The organism is Pseudomonas sp. FEN, assembly GCF_904067045.1.
Lineage (GTDB): Bacteria > Pseudomonadota > Gammaproteobacteria > Pseudomonadales > Pseudomonadaceae > Aquipseudomonas.
Genome location: NZ_CAJFDC010000036.1, coordinates 49,333 through 65,001, shown reverse-complemented (window position 1 = coordinate 65,001; position 15,669 = coordinate 49,333). Strand labels below are relative to the sequence as shown.

The window sequence follows — 15,669 nt, the reverse complement described above, 5'->3', positions numbered from 1 at the left end:
GATCGCCACCAGCATTGCGCCCTTCGTCGTGACGAGCAAGCGGGGATTGGATTATTTGTATTGTTATAATATAACATTAAATCCACTTCGGACCGTGATCTCCGCCATGAACGGGCGCCTTGACCCGGCCGACCTGATGAGGAACCACCCATGCCCCAACGTCTACCCGTGACCGTGTTGTCCGGCTTTCTCGGTGCCGGTAAAAGCACCCTGCTCAACTACGTGCTGCGCAATCGCGAAAACCTGCGGGTGGCGGTGATCGTCAACGACATGAGCGAAATCAATATCGACGGCAGTGAAGTCCAGCGCGATGTCAGCCTCAACCGCGCCGAGGAAAAGCTCGTCGAGATGAGCAACGGCTGCATCTGCTGCACCTTGCGCGAAGACTTGCTGGAGGAGGTCGGCAAGCTGGCTCGCGACGGTCGTTTCGATTACCTGCTGATCGAATCCACCGGCATTTCCGAGCCACTGCCGGTGGCCGAGACCTTTACCTTCCGTGACGAAAGCGGCCAGAGTCTGGCCGATGTCGCCCGGCTCGACACCATGGTCACGGTGGTCGACGGCATGAATTTCCTGCTCGACTACCAGGCGGCCGAAAGCCTTGCCTCCCGTGGCGAAACGCTGGGCGAGGAGGATGAACGCTCGATCACCGACCTGCTGATCGAGCAGGTCGAGTTTGCCGATGTGATCCTGATCAGCAAGATCGACCTGATCGGCAGCAGCGAACGCCAGGAGTTGCTGGCCATCCTGCAGCGGCTGAACCCACAGGCGGAAATCCTTCCCATGGTCATGGGCGAGATCCCGCTGGCGAAGATCCTCGACACCGGCCGTTTCGACTTCGAACGGGCGGCCCAGGCACCGGGCTGGTTGCAGGAATTGCGTGGCGAACATGTGCCGGAAACCGAAGAGTACGGCATCGCCTCCATGGCGTACCGGGCACGGCGGCCGTTTCATCCCGAGCGGTTTTTCGACTTTATCAATCGGCCTTGGGTGAACGGCAAGTTGCTGCGTTCCAAGGGCTTCTTCTGGCTGGCCAGCAAGTATCAGGAGGCTGGCAGTTGGTCCCAGGCCGGCGGTTTGATGCGTCATGGTTTTGCCGGGCGCTGGTGGCGTTTCGTGCCGAAACCGCAGTGGCCGCAGGATGAGGAGAGTGTCGCGGCGATCATGGCGCAATGGACGCCGGAAACCGGTGATTGCCGCCAGGAACTGGTGTTTATCGGGCAGAACATCGACTTTGCGCAGATGATCGCACGGTTGGATAACTGCCTGTTGAACGATGAGGAAATGGCCCTGGGGGTCGAGGGATGGAGCGCGTTGCCCGATCCGTTCGGCCCTTGGCATGAAGAGGAGGCTGCCTGATGCTGGCGCCACGTTGGAAGGCCTGATCCGGACTATCGGCAGTTGCCCGTTCCGACAAGCTCCGCTCCCACATTGGATCTGTGTTGGCCGTCGTTATGGGGTTTGCCAGTGGCCCTGGCTCTGGCCCTCACAGAACGGCTTGAGGTACGCCGCGTCCGTCGCCACGCCGTAATAGTGAATATTCTGCCGGTAAGGCATATTGGCCACTTGTGCGTTGCCGCACACGCCGAACGAACCGCCCGGGCACTGCTCGACGTACTCGACCTCGACCTTCTGCCCCGGCAGGGTTGGTTGGCAGAAGCCGTCGCTGAACAGCTTGGCCGGGATATTGATATTTTCCTGGCAGACTTTGACGTCCAGCCGCTGCCCATGGCTATGCACCACGCAGGCCTGCGCCAGTACCTGGCTAGAGCCGAACAGCAACGCCAGGCAGATCAGGCGCATCATGCTTTTATCTCTTTCAGAATATCGGCCCTCTATGTTGCAGAACATTCCCACCCATGTCATCGCCGGCCCGTTGGGCGCCGGCAAGACCAGCCTGATTCGGCACCTGCTGGCGCAAAAGCCCGCGGGCGAGCGCTGGGCGGTGCTGATCAACGAGTTCGGTCAGATCGGCCTGGATGCCGCGCTGCTGACCCGGGGCGAAGAGGGTATCGCACTGGGGGAAGTGGCTGGTGGTTGTGTCTGCTGCGTCAACGGCGCGCCGTTCCAGGTGGGCTTGACGCAATTGTTGCGCAAGGCGCGGCCAGACCGGCTGTTTATCGAACCTTCCGGGTTGGGGCATCCGGCGCGGATTCTCCAGCAATTGGCCGCGGCGCCCTGGTTGGGGGTACTGGCATTGCAGCCGTGCGTGCTGGTGTTGGACGCGCAAGCCCTGGCGGCGGGCAAGCCCTTGCCGGATGCGCAGCAGGAGGCACTGGGGCTGGCCGGGTTGCGGGTACTGAACAAGTCCGAAGGGTTGGGCGAGGTTGAACGGCAACGGGTGCTGGCCCGGTTGCCCGAAGGACCTGTGCGCTGGACCGAACAGGGGCGGTTGGACTTGGCCGAGTTGCTTGCCCTGGAGAGCGGTCATCGCGGGCAGGCTGACACCGCCAGGGATGTCACGTCCTCCGTCGGCGCGCCGGTCAATGCTCCATTGTCAGCGATCTGGACCGATCCGGCCCAACCGATCTGCCTGGATCATAGCCAAGACGGCAACTGGAGCATTGGCTGGCGCTGGCACCCGAGCCAGCAATTCGATGTGACACAGCTCCAGCACTGGCTGTCCGGCCTGGACTGGCGGCGGGCCAAGTTGGTTATCCACAGCCCGGATGGCTGGGTTTCCGCCAATGCTGTGGATAACTCGGCTGTGCAGTGGCAGCCCAGTGAATGGCGACGGGATTCACGTGTTGAGTTGATCTTCGGGGAAAAACAGGAGATCGAGCGGTTAAAGGCGGGAATGGCGGATTGCCGTTTGTAGGGAGGGCCGGTGGTGAATGTGAGATCGCCATCGCCACCCGGTTCGACGATGGCGATTCAGCGGCGCAAATTGTTGTGGTCCTTGGCATGATCCTGGCGCCATTGGCTCAATTCGATCACTTCGGCGCTGTGCGGCTCCGGTTTGGCCTCGAACGGGTAGGGCGCCAGCTCGATATGGGCACTGTGGGCGCCGAACTGGGTAATGGTCCCGGCGTGACGCTGTTCACCGGTGACGGTGAACTCGAAGTTGTAGATCCGCGCCAGGCGCCGCCGGCCATGGGCATCACGGACAAGACCGATGCGCTTGAGGGCGACATTGCCATCCAGCAACTCGATGTCGAGCTTGGCGCAATGCTGCTTGACCCGCTCCAGCGCCCGCTCGCGCAGGCCATGGTTGTGCCAGAGCCAGGCAGCGCCGGTCGCCAGCAACATCAGCACGAACATATTTCCCAGGGTCAGCATGAACGCCACTCCAACAAAGTCAGCTCAGCTTAACTGGCTCCCCGGTCTGTCGTACAGGCTCTGTTTAGTCGCATACTGAGCGGCTTGAATCCACCGGCCTTTCTGGAATACGGAATGAAACGCACTCCCCATCTGCTCGCCATTCAATCCCACGTGGTTTTCGGTCATGCCGGCAACAGTGCCGCGGTGTTTCCCATGCAACGGGTCGGGGTCAATGTCTGGCCGCTGAACACCGTGCAGTTCTCCAACCATACCCAATACGGGCAGTGGGCGGGCGAGGTGCTGGCGCCGCAGCGGATTCCCGAACTGGTCGAAGGGATTGCCGCCATCGGTGAGCTGGGCAACTGCGATGCCGTGCTGTCCGGCTACCTCGGCAGCGCGGCCCAGGGCCGGGCGATACTCGCTGGCGTGGCGCGGATCAAGGCGATCAATCCTAATGCCCTGTACCTCTGTGACCCGGTGATGGGCCATCCGGAGAAAGGCTGCAGCGTGCCCGCCGAGGTCAGTGAGTTCCTGTTGGAAGAAGCGGCGGCCATGGCCGACTTTCTCTGCCCCAACCAGCTTGAACTCGATAGCTTCTGCGGGCGTACACCGCAGTCCCTGTTCGATTGCCTGGCGATGGCTCGCAGCCTGCTGGCGCGGGGCCCGAAGGCGGTGTTGGTCAAGCACCTGGTCTATCCAGGCAAGCCGACCGACAGCTTCGAGATGCTGCTGGTCACCGCCGAGGGCAGTTGGCACCTGCGTCGGCCGTTGTTGGCCTTCCCGAAGCAGCCGGTGGGGGTCGGCGACCTGACCTCAGGGTTGTTCCTGGCGCGGGTGCTGTTGGGCGACAGCCTGCTGGCGGCGTTCGAGTTCGCGGCGGCGGCGGTGCATGAGGTGCTGCTGGAAACCCAGGCCTGCGCCAGCTACGAGCTGGAGCTGGTGCGGGCCCAGGATCGTATCGCGCATCCGCGGGTGCGGTTCGAGGCAGAGCCGATCAGCCTCTGATCAGCTTGGCGGTCGGCGCGCTGCTGCTTTTTGGGGAGCAGCGGGTGGCCACTTTTTTGGCGGGAGCAGTGGGTCGCTCCCACACAAGCACCACTTCCACAGTGAGCGCGTTCAGCCCTGGCTGACTCTACAGGGCTTCAGTTCCCTTCAATCAAACCCCATCGGCCTTGATTTCCTGGTAACGCTTCTCCAGCTCCTGGCGAATCTGCCGGCGCTGCTGCGCTTGCACGTAGCGGCGTTTGTCCTCGCTGTTATGGGGCTGCAAGGGCGGCACGGTGGCCGGCTTGCGCTGGTCGTCAACCGCGACCATGGTGAAAAAGCAGCTGTTGGTGTGGCGCACCGAACGCTCGCGAATATTCTCCGTCACCACCTTGATGCCTACCTCCATGGAGGTGTTGCCGGTGTAGTTGACCGAGGCCAGGAAGGTCACCAGTTCGCCGACATGGATCGGCTCGCGGAAAATCACCTGGTCCACCGACAGGGTCACTACATAGCGGCCGGCATAACGGCTGGCGCAGGCGTAAGCCACTTCATCCAGGTACTTGAGCAGGGTGCCGCCGTGGACATTGCCAGAAAAATTGGCCATGTCCGGGGTCATCAAAACAGTCATCGACAGCTGGGCATTTCCGGGTTCCATAGCACGCTCACGGTAGGATAGGCAGGGATTGGCGCAGGCACCTCTATGGGTGCTTCCTTCATTTTCGCAGACACTCGATAACGGGACGCCAGCGACCCGGGCATCGTCACGCATCAAGGGATCTGTTTCTACATATTGCACCGGCTTTTTGTCGGAAGTTGCGGTGTTAACCTTCAGAAAGCCATGCCATAGAAAATTCTCACACCAGGAGCGGTGATTGCTGACAGCTCAAAAGGCTGTTGCGGGGCCGATTTCCGAACAGCAAGGAGCGCCACGCCATGCATGCCATCAGTTTTATTCAGGACCTGGCAGTGATCATGCTGGTGGCGGGTGTGGTGACCATCCTCTTTCATCGCTTCAAGCAACCGGTAGTGCTCGGCTATATCGTCGCCGGGTTCATCATCGGCCCGCACACGCCGCCGTTCGGCCTGATCCACGATGAAGACACCATCAAGACCCTGGCCGAACTGGGGGTGATTTTCCTGATGTTCTGCCTCGGCCTGGAGTTCAGCCTGGGCAAGCTGTTCAAGGTTGGGGCCACGGCGTTTATCGCTGCGTTCCTGGAAATCGTGCTGATGATCTGGATCGGCTACGAAATCGGCCGCTGGTTCGATTGGAACACCATGGATTCGCTGTTTCTCGGCGCGATCCTGGCGATTTCCTCAACCACTATCATCGTCAAGGCGCTCAATGACCTGAAGATGAAGAACCAGCGTTTCGCCCAGCTGATTTTCGGTGTGCTGATCGTCGAGGACATCCTCGGCATCGGCATCATCGCCTTGCTCTCGAGCATCGCGGTCAGTGGCACCGTGAGCTCGGGCGAGGTGTTTTCCACCGTGGGCAAGCTGTCGCTGTTCATGATTGTCGCCCTGGTGGTCGGCATCCTGCTGGTGCCACGGCTGCTGGCCTACGTTGCCCGCTTCGAAAGCAACGAGATGTTGCTGATCACCGTGCTGGGCTTGTGTTTCGGCTTCTGCCTATTGGTGGTCAAGTTGGAATACAGCATGGTCCTGGGGGCCTTCCTGATTGGCGCGATCATGGCCGAATCACGTCAACTACTGAAGATCGAGCGCCTGATCGAACCGGTTCGCGACCTGTTCAGCGCCATCTTCTTCGTCGCCATCGGCTTGATGATCGACCCGGCGATCCTGCTCGATTATGCCTGGCCGATTGCCGTGATCACCGTTGCGGTGGTGCTGGGCAAGATGCTCTCCTGCGGGCTGGGGGCCTTTATTGCCGGCAATGATGGTCGGACTTCGTTGCGGGTGGGCATGGGGCTGTCGCAGATCGGCGAGTTCTCTTTCATTATCGCGGCGCTGGGGATGACCCTACAGGTCACCAGTGACTTCCTCTATCCGGTCGCGGTGGCGGTCTCGGTGATTACCACTCTGCTTACGCCCTATCTGATCCGCGCGGCGGACCCGCTGTCGCTCAAGCTGGCGGCGGTGATGCCGCGGCGTCTGGCACGGGTGTTCGGCCTTTACGGTGAGTGGTTACGCAGTATCCAGCCTCAGGGTGAGGGCGCGCTGCTGGCGTCGATGATTCGACGGATTCTGTTGCAGGTGGGGGTCAATCTGGCGCTGGTGATGGCGATTTTCTTTGCCGGTGGCTTCTTCGCGATGCCGATTGCCGATTATCTGGCCGACTGGATCAATGAGCCAAGCTGGCATAAGGGCTTGATCTGGGGTGGAGCGTTGCTGTTGTCATTGCCGTTCCTGATCGCGGCGTACCGCAAGCTCAAGGCGCTATCGATGCTGCTGGCGGAGATGGGGGTCAAGGCCGAAGTGGCGGGTCGGCACACCCAGCGGGTTCGGAGGGTGGTCGCCGAGGTGATTCCACTGGTGTCGCTGCTGGTGATTTTCCTGCTGCTGTCGGCGCTGTCGGCAAGCATTCTGCCGACCAACGAACTTTTGCTGTTGATCGCCGTGGTCGCGGCGGCGGTGGCGGCGCTGCTGTGGCGCTGGTTTGTGCGCGTGCACACGCGGATGCAGGTGGCCTTGCTGGAGACCTTGGAGCAGAAGAGCGATTCGACGGGGCACTGACGCCCGGGCGCCGAACCCTTGTAGGAGCAGGGCTTGCCCGCGAAGGGGCCCTTGAGGTCGCCAAAAGCTTCGCGGGCAAGCCCTGCTCCTACAGGTCCGAGTCAACCTAAGGTATCGTGATTCCCTGTGAGCAAGCTTGTTCTACAAGGGAGCAGCATCGGACAGGGTCAATCAGCTTTCCAGCCAGACATCCCGCGCCCAGTGCCACACCGACTCCCAGGACTCTTCGGTGATCAGCTCTTCCTCGCCAGACCACAACACCACGGTGCCATCCTCCTCGACGCAGTAGTAGTTGTCACCGTCCTGGCAGATCGGGATCAGTTCCCGCGGCACACCCATGTCCCAGGCAGTGGCTGCGACTTCGGGCAGGTAGGTGTGCGACTGCGGATCGGTGACGGTCACCGGTTCCAGGCTGCCATACACCACGTCACTGACGGTCAGCAGGAATTCCTTGAAAACGAAGGGGATGTTGATGAACAACTCCTCTTCGATTTCGACCAACTGATCCTCGTCGGGCAACTCCAAAGGCACCGGTACGGGTTCGTTGGCTTCACGCAATTGTTCAATGACTTCTTCCACGGCCTCAATCCTCTTGCTTTATGGCGCGGTTCGTATCACGGGTCTTATACAGTAGCTTGCAAAAAGTACAATTGTGAAATGCAAAACCCCGGACAAGTCCGGGGTTTTTGTAGCTCTTTTCAGCGAGTGCCGTGGATCAGCCGTTCTGGCGAATACCAGCCACCAACCAAGGTTGATTGTCGCCTTGTGGACGCTCCATGTTCCAGCTTTCGCTGAAGGCTTCGCCCTGGTCGAAACGCGAGTTCTTCGACACACCGGTGAACGTCAGGGTGGCGATGGTCTTGTCAGCGCGATCATCCAGGCCGTCCAACTGCACGTGCAGGTTGTCGATGTAGGTGGACTGGAAGCCGTCGCCCTCGCTCGCCCGTTCCTGTTTCAGGAACTGCAGCATCTGCGGGGTCACGAACTCGGCGATCTTGTCCATCTCGTTGGCGTCCCAGTGCTGCTGCAGCGACTGGAAGTGGCTGCGCGCGGCTTCCAGGAAGCGTTCCTCGTTGAACCAGGCCGGCGCGTTGATCACGCGGCGTGGGGCGACGGGGGCGGAACCACCGAAGATCGAGTTCTGCGGCTGCGCCGGTTGTTCGAACGCTTCACGCTGGAACGGCGCGCCGGCCGGGGCCATGTGTTCCTGCTGCTTGCGTCGACGGGCGGCAATGAAGCGGAAGATCACGAAGGCGATGATCGCGATGATCAGGATGTCGAAGAACTGCATGCCCTGGAAGCCGCCGCCCATGAACATCGAGGCGAGCAGGCCACCGGCGGCGATGCCGGCCAGCGGACCGAGCCAGCGTGAAGCACCGCCCGCTTTGGCGGCAGCGCCCGCGGCACCGGCGGCACCGGCGGAAGGGGCCATCTGGCTGGTTTGGTGGCTGGGTGCCGAGCCCATGCTCTTGCCGCCGCCGAAGCGCTTGGCGTTCGCGTCCAGGCTCATCGTCAGACCGATGCAGAGCGCCAAGACGATACTGAGAAAACGTTGCATAAGGGTATTCCCGTTTGTGGAGTGCACGCGCGCCATACTGCACAGGTGAAATGTTACTGGCTAGCGCGAGAGTGTTTCCGGCTTTTGCCTGATCCTCTCATGCCCACCTGAAGGTTTCATGAAAGGCCATTACGCCGATGCCGTTTGTTTCGTAAGGTGAGTCGATAAACTCTGCGTGAAATGTCCCTGACTAGCGTCGAAGAGCCAGCATGACCACGCCGGTGGTAATCAGGCCGATACCACCCCACTGACGCAGGTCGAGCTTCTCGCCCAGCAACAGCACGCTGATCACGGCGACGAACACCACGCTGAGCTTGTCCACCGGGGCCACCAACGAGGCCGGGCCGACCTTCAACGCGCGGAAGTAGCACAACCACGATGCTCCGGTAGCCAGGCCCGACAACAGCAGGAACAGATAGCTCTTGGCGGAAATCGAACTCAATGACTGATATTGGCCCGTTGCGTACAAAATCAAGGCCAGGCTGACCAATACCACGATGGTGCGCAGCAGGGTGGCGAAGTCCGAGTTGACGTTGTCGATGCCGATCTTGGCGAAGATCGCCGTCAGGGCGGCGAAAATCGCCGACAACAGGGCCCAGAATGTCCATGATGAAAAAAAGCTCGAGCCCATGGTGCGTGGTGACCTCGATTGAGTGATGGGGAGAGAGCGCCGGCGAGGTTTCCACGCCAGGCGTGGAAACGCTTGAATGTCGTGATCAGACCGCTTCCAGCTTGGCGTAGCCGAGCATCAGCCACTTGCTGCCTTCGCTGAAATTCACCTGGACCCGGGCCTGGGCGCCGGCGCCTTCGAAGTTGAGGATCACGCCGTCGCCGAAGATGCTGTGGCGTACGGTCTGGCCGAGGCTGAAGCCGGTGTCCGGAATGTCGCTGCCGCCGAACAGGCTGCTGCCGGCCTGCGCCTGGGCGCCGCCGAACGGTCGGCTGACGCTGTTGGACAGGCGCACTTCCTGGATCAGTCCTTTCGGCACTTCGCGGACGAAGCGCGAAACCTTGTTGTAGGTCTCGCTGCCGTACAGGCGGCGGGTCTCGGCGTAGGTCAGCACCAGGTTCTGCATCGCCCGGGTGATGCCCACGTAGGCCAACCGGCGTTCTTCCTCAAGGCGGCCGGGTTCTTCCAGGCTCATCTTGTGAGGGAACAGGCCTTCTTCCATGCCCACCAGGAACACGTAGGGGAACTCCAGGCCCTTGGCGCTGTGCAGGGTCATCAGTTGAATGCTGTCTTCGTGCTCATCGGCCTGGGTATCGCCGGCTTCCAGCGATGCATGGCCGAGGAAGGCGGCCAGCGGCGTGAGCTCGGCGTCTTCTTCGGCGGCCTCGAAATTGCGCGCGGCGCTGACCAGTTCCTCGAGGTTTTCCACCCGGGCCTGGCCTTTCTCGCCCTTTTCCGCTTCGTGGTAGGCGATCAGCCCGGACTGCTCGATGACCACCTGGGTCATCAGGTGCAGGGGCATTTCCCGGGTTTTTGCCGCCAGGTCTTCGATCAGTTCGATAAAGACCCCCAGCGCGCCGGCGGCACGCCCGGCCAGGCCCTTGTTGGCAACCAACTGACGCATGGCCTCCCACATCGACAGCTCGCTGTGGCGGGCGTGTTCGCGAATGGCCTCGACGGTTTTCTCACCGATACCGCGGGCCGGGACGTTGATCACCCGCTCCAGCGCCGCGTCGTTGCCACGGCCTTCGAGCAGGCGCAGGTAGGCCATGGCGTTCTTGATTTCAGCCCGTTCGAAGAAGCGCTGGCCGCCGTAGATACGGTACGGGATACGCTCGCGCAGCAACGCCTCTTCCAGCACCCGGGACTGGGCGTTGGAGCGGTACAGAATAGCGATATCGCTACGCGCCAGGCCGGTTTTCAGCGCGCTTTCGATGGTTTCCACCACGTAGCGCGCTTCGTCGTGTTCGTTGAAGGCGGCGTAGAGATTGATCGCTTCGCCGTCACCGCCGTCGGTCCACAACTCCTTGCCCAGGCGCCCGGTGTTGTGGGCGATCAGGGCGTTGGCGGCCTTGAGGATGCCGGCCGTGGAGCGGTAGTTCTGCTCCAGGCGAATGGTCACGGCGTCCGCGAAGTCGGCGGAATACTGGTGGATGTTCTCGATTTTCGCGCCGCGCCAGCCATAGATCGACTGATCGTCGTCACCGACCACCATCAGGCTGTCGCCGCCCTTGGCCAGCAGGCGCAGCCAGGCATATTGCACGGCGTTGGTGTCCTGGAACTCGTCGACCAGGATGTGCCGGAAACGCTTCTGATAATGCGCCAGCAGGCCCGGATGGTCACGCCACAGATCCAGGGCGCGCAGCAGCAGTTCGGAGAAGTCGATGACCCCGGCGCGCGCGCAGGCGGCCTCGTAGGCTTCATAGATGCTGCGCATGGTCGCCAGGAACAGATCGCCGCTGGCCTGGATATGCTGGGGACGCAGGCCTTCGTCCTTCTGGCCGTTGATGAACCACTGGGCCTGGCGGGCCGGCCAGCGCTGTTCGTCGAGGCCGAGGTCGCGGATCACCCGCTTGACCAGCCGTTGCTGGTCGTCGCTGTCGAGGATCTGGAAGGTCTGGCTCAGACCGGCTTCCTGCCAGTGCGCCCGCAACAGGCGGTGCGCCAGGCCGTGGAAGGTGCCGACCCACATGCCGGCCGGGCTGATGCCCAGCAACTGCTCGATGCGATGGCGCATCTCGGCAGCGGCCTTGTTGGTGAAGGTCACCGACAGGATCGAATGGGACGAGGCGTTTTCGACCTGGATCAACCAGGCGATACGGTGCACCAGTACCCGGGTTTTACCCGAGCCGGCACCGGCCAGGACCAACTGACGACCCACGGGAGCGGCTACGGCCTGGCGTTGGGCGTCGTTGAGGGAGTTCAGCAAAAAAGAGAGATCATCGCGCATCGACGCATTCTAGGGTGCCGGGCCTGGACGGGCAAACCCTAATGCTGACCCGGGCGACGTGCGCCCCTTTGTAGACGCAGCCGGTCGACGCTCCTACAGGGGGGGACGTTGCCTGATAAAAAAATCAGCTGTGACGACCGGTCAGTCATCGGCTACAGGCGGCGTCGTGCCTTGCTTTGGCCCTGCACAAGGGCTCTGGCTCCTGGTCAATCCATTACATTTTATGACTTCAGGCAGTTTGGTCCGGCCGGATGCTTGTGTATGCTCCTGCGACGTTTATGGCTTAACCATTATAAGAATACTGCCCATGACCCAGAGCTTTGACGCGCAGAGCCCCTCGATGGAGGCTGGGCGGGTTATCCACAAGCAGTTCGCCACTGAGCTGACGGTCGAACGTACGCGGCTGTTGTACCAGGGGTCGTTGCTGCCGACTTTATTCATGTTGTTGAACGGACTGGTCTGCGCCTGGTTGCTCTGGAGCCCGCAGCGCTACCTGCTGGTCAGCGTCTGGCTGGCATGGCTGATGGCACTGGTGGCCCTGCGGGTCATCCAGGTGGCGGCGTTCGATTCGGCGATGCCCAGTCGGCAGGCCCAGCCGATCTGGCGGCGGATGTTCCTGCTGGGCTCGGCGGTCAGTGGCCTGACCCTGGCCTGCGCCGGCATCGCCCTGGTGCCCACCGACAGTTTCCTCGAACAGGCCTGGGTCTTTGGCCTGATCGGTGCCGCCACCCTGTCCGCCAGCGTGGCCTATGCCGTAAGCATTCCGGCGTTCCTGACCTTTACCTTGCCCTGCCTGTTGCCGGCCATCGGCTACCTGTTCTGGGGCGGCGCCGAGCAGCAGCAAGGCTGGGGCTGGCTCGGGCTGATCCTGCTGGTGTCGCTGAGCGTGGTCGCCCTGCAGGTCAATCGCCTGATCCGTCGTGGTCTGTTACGGCGCTTCCAGAACCAGGCGCTGATCGAGAGCCTGCAACAGGCACAAACCCGAAGCGAGCAACTCAACCACGAACTGGCACGGGAAATCGAGCAGCGCCGCCGCGCCGAACAGGAGCTGCGCGAGGCCCAGGTCGGCCTGGAGAGTCGGGTCGCCCAGCGCAGCCTGGAGCTGGACGCGGCGAGCCAGGCCCTGAGCAAAAGCGAAACGCGTCTGGCCCTGGCCCTGCAGGCCAGCGAGCTGGGGCTGTGGGACTGGAACCTGCAGACCGACGAAGTGCATCACACCCAGATCAAGGAGCTGTTCGGCCTGGATCCGGAACACGTGACCTCGATACTCGGCCACCTCAAGCCGCGCCTGCATCCCGACGATGTCCCGGCGCTCAAGCACGCGCTGGTGGAGCATCTGAAGGGCCGTACCGAGGATTATGTGATCGAATACCGGGTGCGGCATGGCGATGGCCACTGGGTCTGGATCGAAGATCGCGGGCGAGCGGTCGAGCGTACCGCCAGCGGTCGCGTATTGCGCATGGTCGGCACCCGTCGTGACATCAGCGCGCACAAGGAGCAGGAAGCCCAACGCCAATTGGCTGCGACGGTGTTCGAGGCCGCCAGTGAAGGCATCGTGATTTTCGACCCGGATTACAGCCTGCTGGCGATCAACCAGGCTTTCAGCCGGGTGACCGGTTACCTGCCCGAGGACATGCTCGGGCGTAATGTGGTCGACCTGCCGTGCAGCCGTGATGCCCGGCGCCACTATTCGACCATCCACCAGGCTCTGGCACAGCACGGCAGCTGGCAGGGTGAGCTGGTCGAGGCGCGCAAGAGCGGCGAGCTGTACCCGCAATGGCTGCAACTGAATGTGGTGCGCGATAGGCGGGGAAATGTCAGTCATATCGTGGGCTTCTTCGCCGATCTGTCGGCCAGGCGCGAATCCGAAGAGCGCATGCGTTACCTGACCCACTACGACGAACTGACCGGGCTGGCGAACCGTTCGTTGTTCCGCGAGCGTCTGTATGAGGCCCATCAGCAGGCCCGCCAGGGTGGCCGCAGCCTGGCGTTGCTGCACATCAACCTGGACCGTTTCAAATTGCTCAACGACAGCCTCGGCCATGAAGTCGCCGACCAATTGTTGCAGCAGATGGCCCGGCGCCTGGTCAGCGCCTTGCCGGAAGCCAACACCATTGCCCGGTTGTCCGGGGACGAGTTCGCGGTGTTGTTCGACGCCTACGGCAATCTCTCCAGCCTGGCCCGGGTGGCGACCCGCCTGCTGGCCAAGCTGCGGGTGCCGGTGACCATCGGCGGGCACGAACTGGTGGTCAGCGCGTCCATGGGGATCAGCCTGTTACCGGACAATGCGCGGGAAATACCGGTGTTGATCAGCCAGTCGAACATCGCCATGCAGCATGCCAAGCACCTGGGCGGGAATAATTTCCAGTTCTATACCGACAGTCTGCAAGCCAGCACCCTGGAGCGCCTGCAACTGGAGAACCAACTGCGCAAGGCTATCGAAGAGCGCCAGTTGAGTGTTTTCTACCAGCCGAAGCTGTGCCTGGCCTCCGGTCGGGTAAACGCCGCCGAGGCGCTGGTACGCTGGGAGCATCCGACCCTGGGCCAGGTGCCGCCGGGAGACTTTATCGGCCTGGCCGAAGAAACCGGACTGATCGGGCCGATCGGTGAGTTCGTGCTGCGCCAGGCCTGCTGGCAGGCGTGCGAGTGGCAGCGCCAGGGGTTGGCGCCGCTGCGGGTGTCGGTGAACCTGTCGGTGCATCAGTTGCGCCAGGGCAAGCTGGTCAGCCTGGTACGCCAGGTGCTGGAGGAAACCGGCCTGGCCCCGGAACTGTTGGAGCTTGAGCTGACCGAAAGCCAGCTGCTCGACAGCGTCGAACACATCATCGCGACCTTCCAGCAACTGCGCGACCTGGGGGTGAAGCTGGCCATCGACGACTTCGGTACCGGCTACTCGTCCCTGAGTTACCTCAAGCGCTTCCCGGTGGACTACGTGAAGATCGACCAAAGTTTTATTCGTGGCCTGGGCGAGGGCAGCGAAGACGCGGCGATCACCCGGGCGATCATCGCCATGGCCCACAGCCTGGAATTGAAGGTGGTGGCCGAGGGCGTGGAGAACCAGGAGCAGCTGGATTTCCTCACGGCGCAGGGCTGCGATGAGGTGCAGGGCTATCTGATCAGCCGGCCGGTGGCGGCACTGGAGTTGATGCGCCTGCTGCGCCAAGGCTTTCCCTAGGTGCCGCAGTGGCTACATGCTCCCCGCGCTACGGTAGCGGGGAGGCTGGTTACGTAATGGAGCGGGCAATTCGCGAATTCTTGTAGTATAACTACAAGACTGCTACATCCCAGGCGTTCGCCCATAACAATGAGTCCAGCCCTTTGAATCTGTTGCAACACATCGCCCAGTCTCGCAACCTGCTGCGCAAGTCGGAGCTCAAGGTCGCCGATCACGTCCTGCTCGACCCCGCGGCGGTGATGCACAGTTCCATGGCCGACCTGGCCCACAGCGTGGGCATCAGTGAACCGACTATCGTGCGTTTCTGCCGGGCCATCGGCTGCTCGGGCTTCCAGGACCTGAAGCTGAAGCTGGCCCAGAGCCTGGCGGCCGGCGCCAGCTTTGGGCAGTTCGCGATCCACGAAGACGATTCGGTGGCGGACTACAGCCTGAAGATCTTCGACACCACCCTGCACACCCTGATGGACGTGCGCGAGAAGCTTGACCCGGCCGCACTGCAACGCGCCGTGACCGCCATGTCGGCGGCGCAGCGCGTGGAGTTCTATGGCTTCGGTGCTTCCGGCGCGGTGGCGGCGGATGCCCAGCACAAGTTCTTCCGGTTGTTGCTGACGGCGGCGGCGTATTCCGACCCGCACATGCAGGCGATGTCGGCGGTGACGCTCAAGCCCACCGACGTGGCGATCTGCATTTCCCAGTCGGGCCGCTCCAAGGATCTGCTGATCACCGCCAATCTGGTGCGTGAAAGCGGCGCGACCCTGATCACCCTGTGCCCGAGCCAGACCCCGCTGGCCGAGCTGTCGACAGTGAACCTGGCCATCGACGTGCACGAAGACACCGAGATCTATACCCCGCTGACCTCGCGTATCGCCCACCTGGTGGTGATCGATGTGCTGGCGATGGGCGTGGCCATGGCCCGTGGGCCGAGCCTGGTGAACCACCTCAAGAGTGTCAAGCGCAGCTTGCGCAGCCTGCGCTTGTCGCCCAAGTCGGTGAAAGCCCTCGACGACTAGGTCCACTGACTCTCTGCCTCGGGTGGGCTTGCGTGGCGAGCGGGCTTGCCCGCGCTGGGCGGCGAAGCGGCCCTGAAATCA

At 62.2% G+C, this 15,669-nt stretch carries 13 protein-coding genes; 6 read left to right on the top strand and 7 right to left on the bottom strand.

Annotation, left to right across the window (positions count from 1 at the left end; all coding sequences use genetic code 11):
- Positions 1–150: 150 nt before the first annotated feature.
- Entirely contained in the window at positions 151–1,359 is a 1,209-nt protein-coding gene (zigA, locus tag PFEN_RS23945; protein WP_191489111.1) for a zinc metallochaperone GTPase ZigA, read from the top strand.
- A gap of 93 nt (positions 1,360–1,452) precedes the next feature.
- On the opposite strand, the gene PFEN_RS23940 is transcribed toward zigA, so the two are convergent.
- Positions 1,453–1,803 (bottom strand): NADH:ubiquinone oxidoreductase, encoded by a 351-nt coding sequence (locus tag PFEN_RS23940; protein ID WP_191490238.1) that lies wholly within the window; start codon positions 1,801–1,803, stop codon positions 1,453–1,455.
- Between the two features lie 34 nt (positions 1,804–1,837).
- On the opposite strand from PFEN_RS23940, the gene PFEN_RS23935 reads away from it, so the two are divergent.
- Entirely contained in the window at positions 1,838–2,818 is a 981-nt protein-coding gene (locus tag PFEN_RS23935) for a CobW family GTP-binding protein (RefSeq protein WP_191489110.1), read from the top strand.
- A gap of 56 nt (positions 2,819–2,874) precedes the next feature.
- On the opposite strand, the gene PFEN_RS23930 is transcribed toward PFEN_RS23935, so the two are convergent.
- Positions 2,875–3,279 carry a DUF3301 domain-containing protein gene (locus tag PFEN_RS23930; RefSeq protein WP_191489109.1) on the bottom strand — a complete coding sequence of 135 codons (405 nt, stop codon included), beginning with the start codon at positions 3,277–3,279 and terminating at the stop codon, positions 2,875–2,877.
- A gap of 114 nt (positions 3,280–3,393) precedes the next feature.
- Between PFEN_RS23930 and pdxY the strand changes: the two genes are divergently transcribed.
- Entirely contained in the window at positions 3,394–4,266 is an 873-nt protein-coding gene (gene pdxY, locus PFEN_RS23925; RefSeq protein WP_191489108.1) for a pyridoxal kinase PdxY, read from the top strand.
- Between the two features lie 151 nt (positions 4,267–4,417).
- On the opposite strand, the gene PFEN_RS23920 is transcribed toward pdxY, so the two are convergent.
- Positions 4,418–4,903, bottom strand: coding sequence for an acyl-CoA thioesterase (locus PFEN_RS23920; protein ID WP_191489107.1), 486 nt, complete (start codon positions 4,901–4,903; stop codon positions 4,418–4,420).
- 278 nt (positions 4,904–5,181) lie between these two features.
- On the opposite strand from PFEN_RS23920, the gene PFEN_RS23915 reads away from it, so the two are divergent.
- Entirely contained in the window at positions 5,182–6,945 is a 1,764-nt protein-coding gene (locus PFEN_RS23915) for a cation:proton antiporter (RefSeq protein ID WP_191489106.1), read from the top strand.
- 171 nt (positions 6,946–7,116) lie between these two features.
- Here the strand turns inward: PFEN_RS23915 and PFEN_RS23910 are convergent, their stop codons facing one another.
- The 4 genes from PFEN_RS23910 to uvrD form a co-directional block, all read right to left on the bottom strand.
- Positions 7,117–7,524, bottom strand: coding sequence for an SMI1/KNR4 family protein (locus PFEN_RS23910; RefSeq protein WP_191489105.1), 408 nt, complete (start codon positions 7,522–7,524; stop codon positions 7,117–7,119).
- A gap of 136 nt (positions 7,525–7,660) precedes the next feature.
- Positions 7,661–8,503: a Tim44 domain-containing protein gene (locus PFEN_RS23905; protein ID WP_191489104.1), complete on the bottom strand. Its 843-nt coding sequence runs from the start codon at positions 8,501–8,503 to the stop codon at positions 7,661–7,663.
- A 190-nt stretch (positions 8,504–8,693) separates the two neighbouring features.
- A complete protein-coding gene (locus PFEN_RS23900) occupies positions 8,694–9,134 on the bottom strand; it encodes an EamA family transporter (protein ID WP_191489103.1) in 441 nt (146 codons plus the stop codon).
- A gap of 85 nt (positions 9,135–9,219) precedes the next feature.
- Entirely contained in the window at positions 9,220–11,403 is a 2,184-nt protein-coding gene (uvrD, locus tag PFEN_RS23895; protein ID WP_191489102.1) for a DNA helicase II, read from the bottom strand.
- A 307-nt stretch (positions 11,404–11,710) separates the two neighbouring features.
- Here uvrD and PFEN_RS23890 point away from each other — a divergent pair, with 307 nt between their 5' ends.
- Together PFEN_RS23890 and hexR are read left to right on the top strand one after the other, a co-directional pair.
- Positions 11,711–14,578, top strand: a complete 2,868-nt coding sequence (locus tag PFEN_RS23890) for a GGDEF domain-containing phosphodiesterase (RefSeq protein WP_191489101.1) — start codon at positions 11,711–11,713, stop codon at positions 14,576–14,578.
- Positions 14,579–14,721: 143 nt separating this feature from the next.
- Positions 14,722–15,588, top strand: coding sequence for a transcriptional regulator HexR (hexR, locus tag PFEN_RS23885; protein WP_040071809.1), 867 nt, complete (start codon positions 14,722–14,724; stop codon positions 15,586–15,588).
- Positions 15,589–15,669 lie beyond the last annotated feature (81 nt).

Excerpts from the sequence above, each read along its gene's own strand:
- zigA (WP_191489111.1), top strand. The coding sequence starts at position 151 with ATGCCCCAACGTCTACCCGTGACCGTGTTGTCCGGCTTTCTCGGTGCC.
- PFEN_RS23940 (WP_191490238.1), bottom strand. The coding sequence starts at position 1,803 with ATGCGCCTGATCTGCCTGGCGTTGCTGTTCGGCTCTAGCCAGGTACTG.
- PFEN_RS23935 (WP_191489110.1), top strand. The coding sequence starts at position 1,838 with ATGTTGCAGAACATTCCCACCCATGTCATCGCCGGCCCGTTGGGCGCC.
- PFEN_RS23930 (WP_191489109.1), bottom strand. The coding sequence starts at position 3,279 with ATGCTGACCCTGGGAAATATGTTCGTGCTGATGTTGCTGGCGACCGGC.
- pdxY (WP_191489108.1), top strand. The coding sequence starts at position 3,394 with ATGAAACGCACTCCCCATCTGCTCGCCATTCAATCCCACGTGGTTTTC.
- PFEN_RS23920 (WP_191489107.1), bottom strand. The coding sequence starts at position 4,903 with ATGGAACCCGGAAATGCCCAGCTGTCGATGACTGTTTTGATGACCCCG.
- PFEN_RS23915 (WP_191489106.1), top strand. The coding sequence starts at position 5,182 with ATGCATGCCATCAGTTTTATTCAGGACCTGGCAGTGATCATGCTGGTG.
- PFEN_RS23905 (WP_191489104.1), bottom strand. The coding sequence starts at position 8,503 with ATGCAACGTTTTCTCAGTATCGTCTTGGCGCTCTGCATCGGTCTGACG.
- PFEN_RS23900 (WP_191489103.1), bottom strand. The coding sequence starts at position 9,134 with ATGGGCTCGAGCTTTTTTTCATCATGGACATTCTGGGCCCTGTTGTCG.
- uvrD (WP_191489102.1), bottom strand. The coding sequence starts at position 11,403 with ATGCGCGATGATCTCTCTTTTTTGCTGAACTCCCTCAACGACGCCCAA.
- PFEN_RS23890 (WP_191489101.1), top strand. The coding sequence starts at position 11,711 with ATGACCCAGAGCTTTGACGCGCAGAGCCCCTCGATGGAGGCTGGGCGG.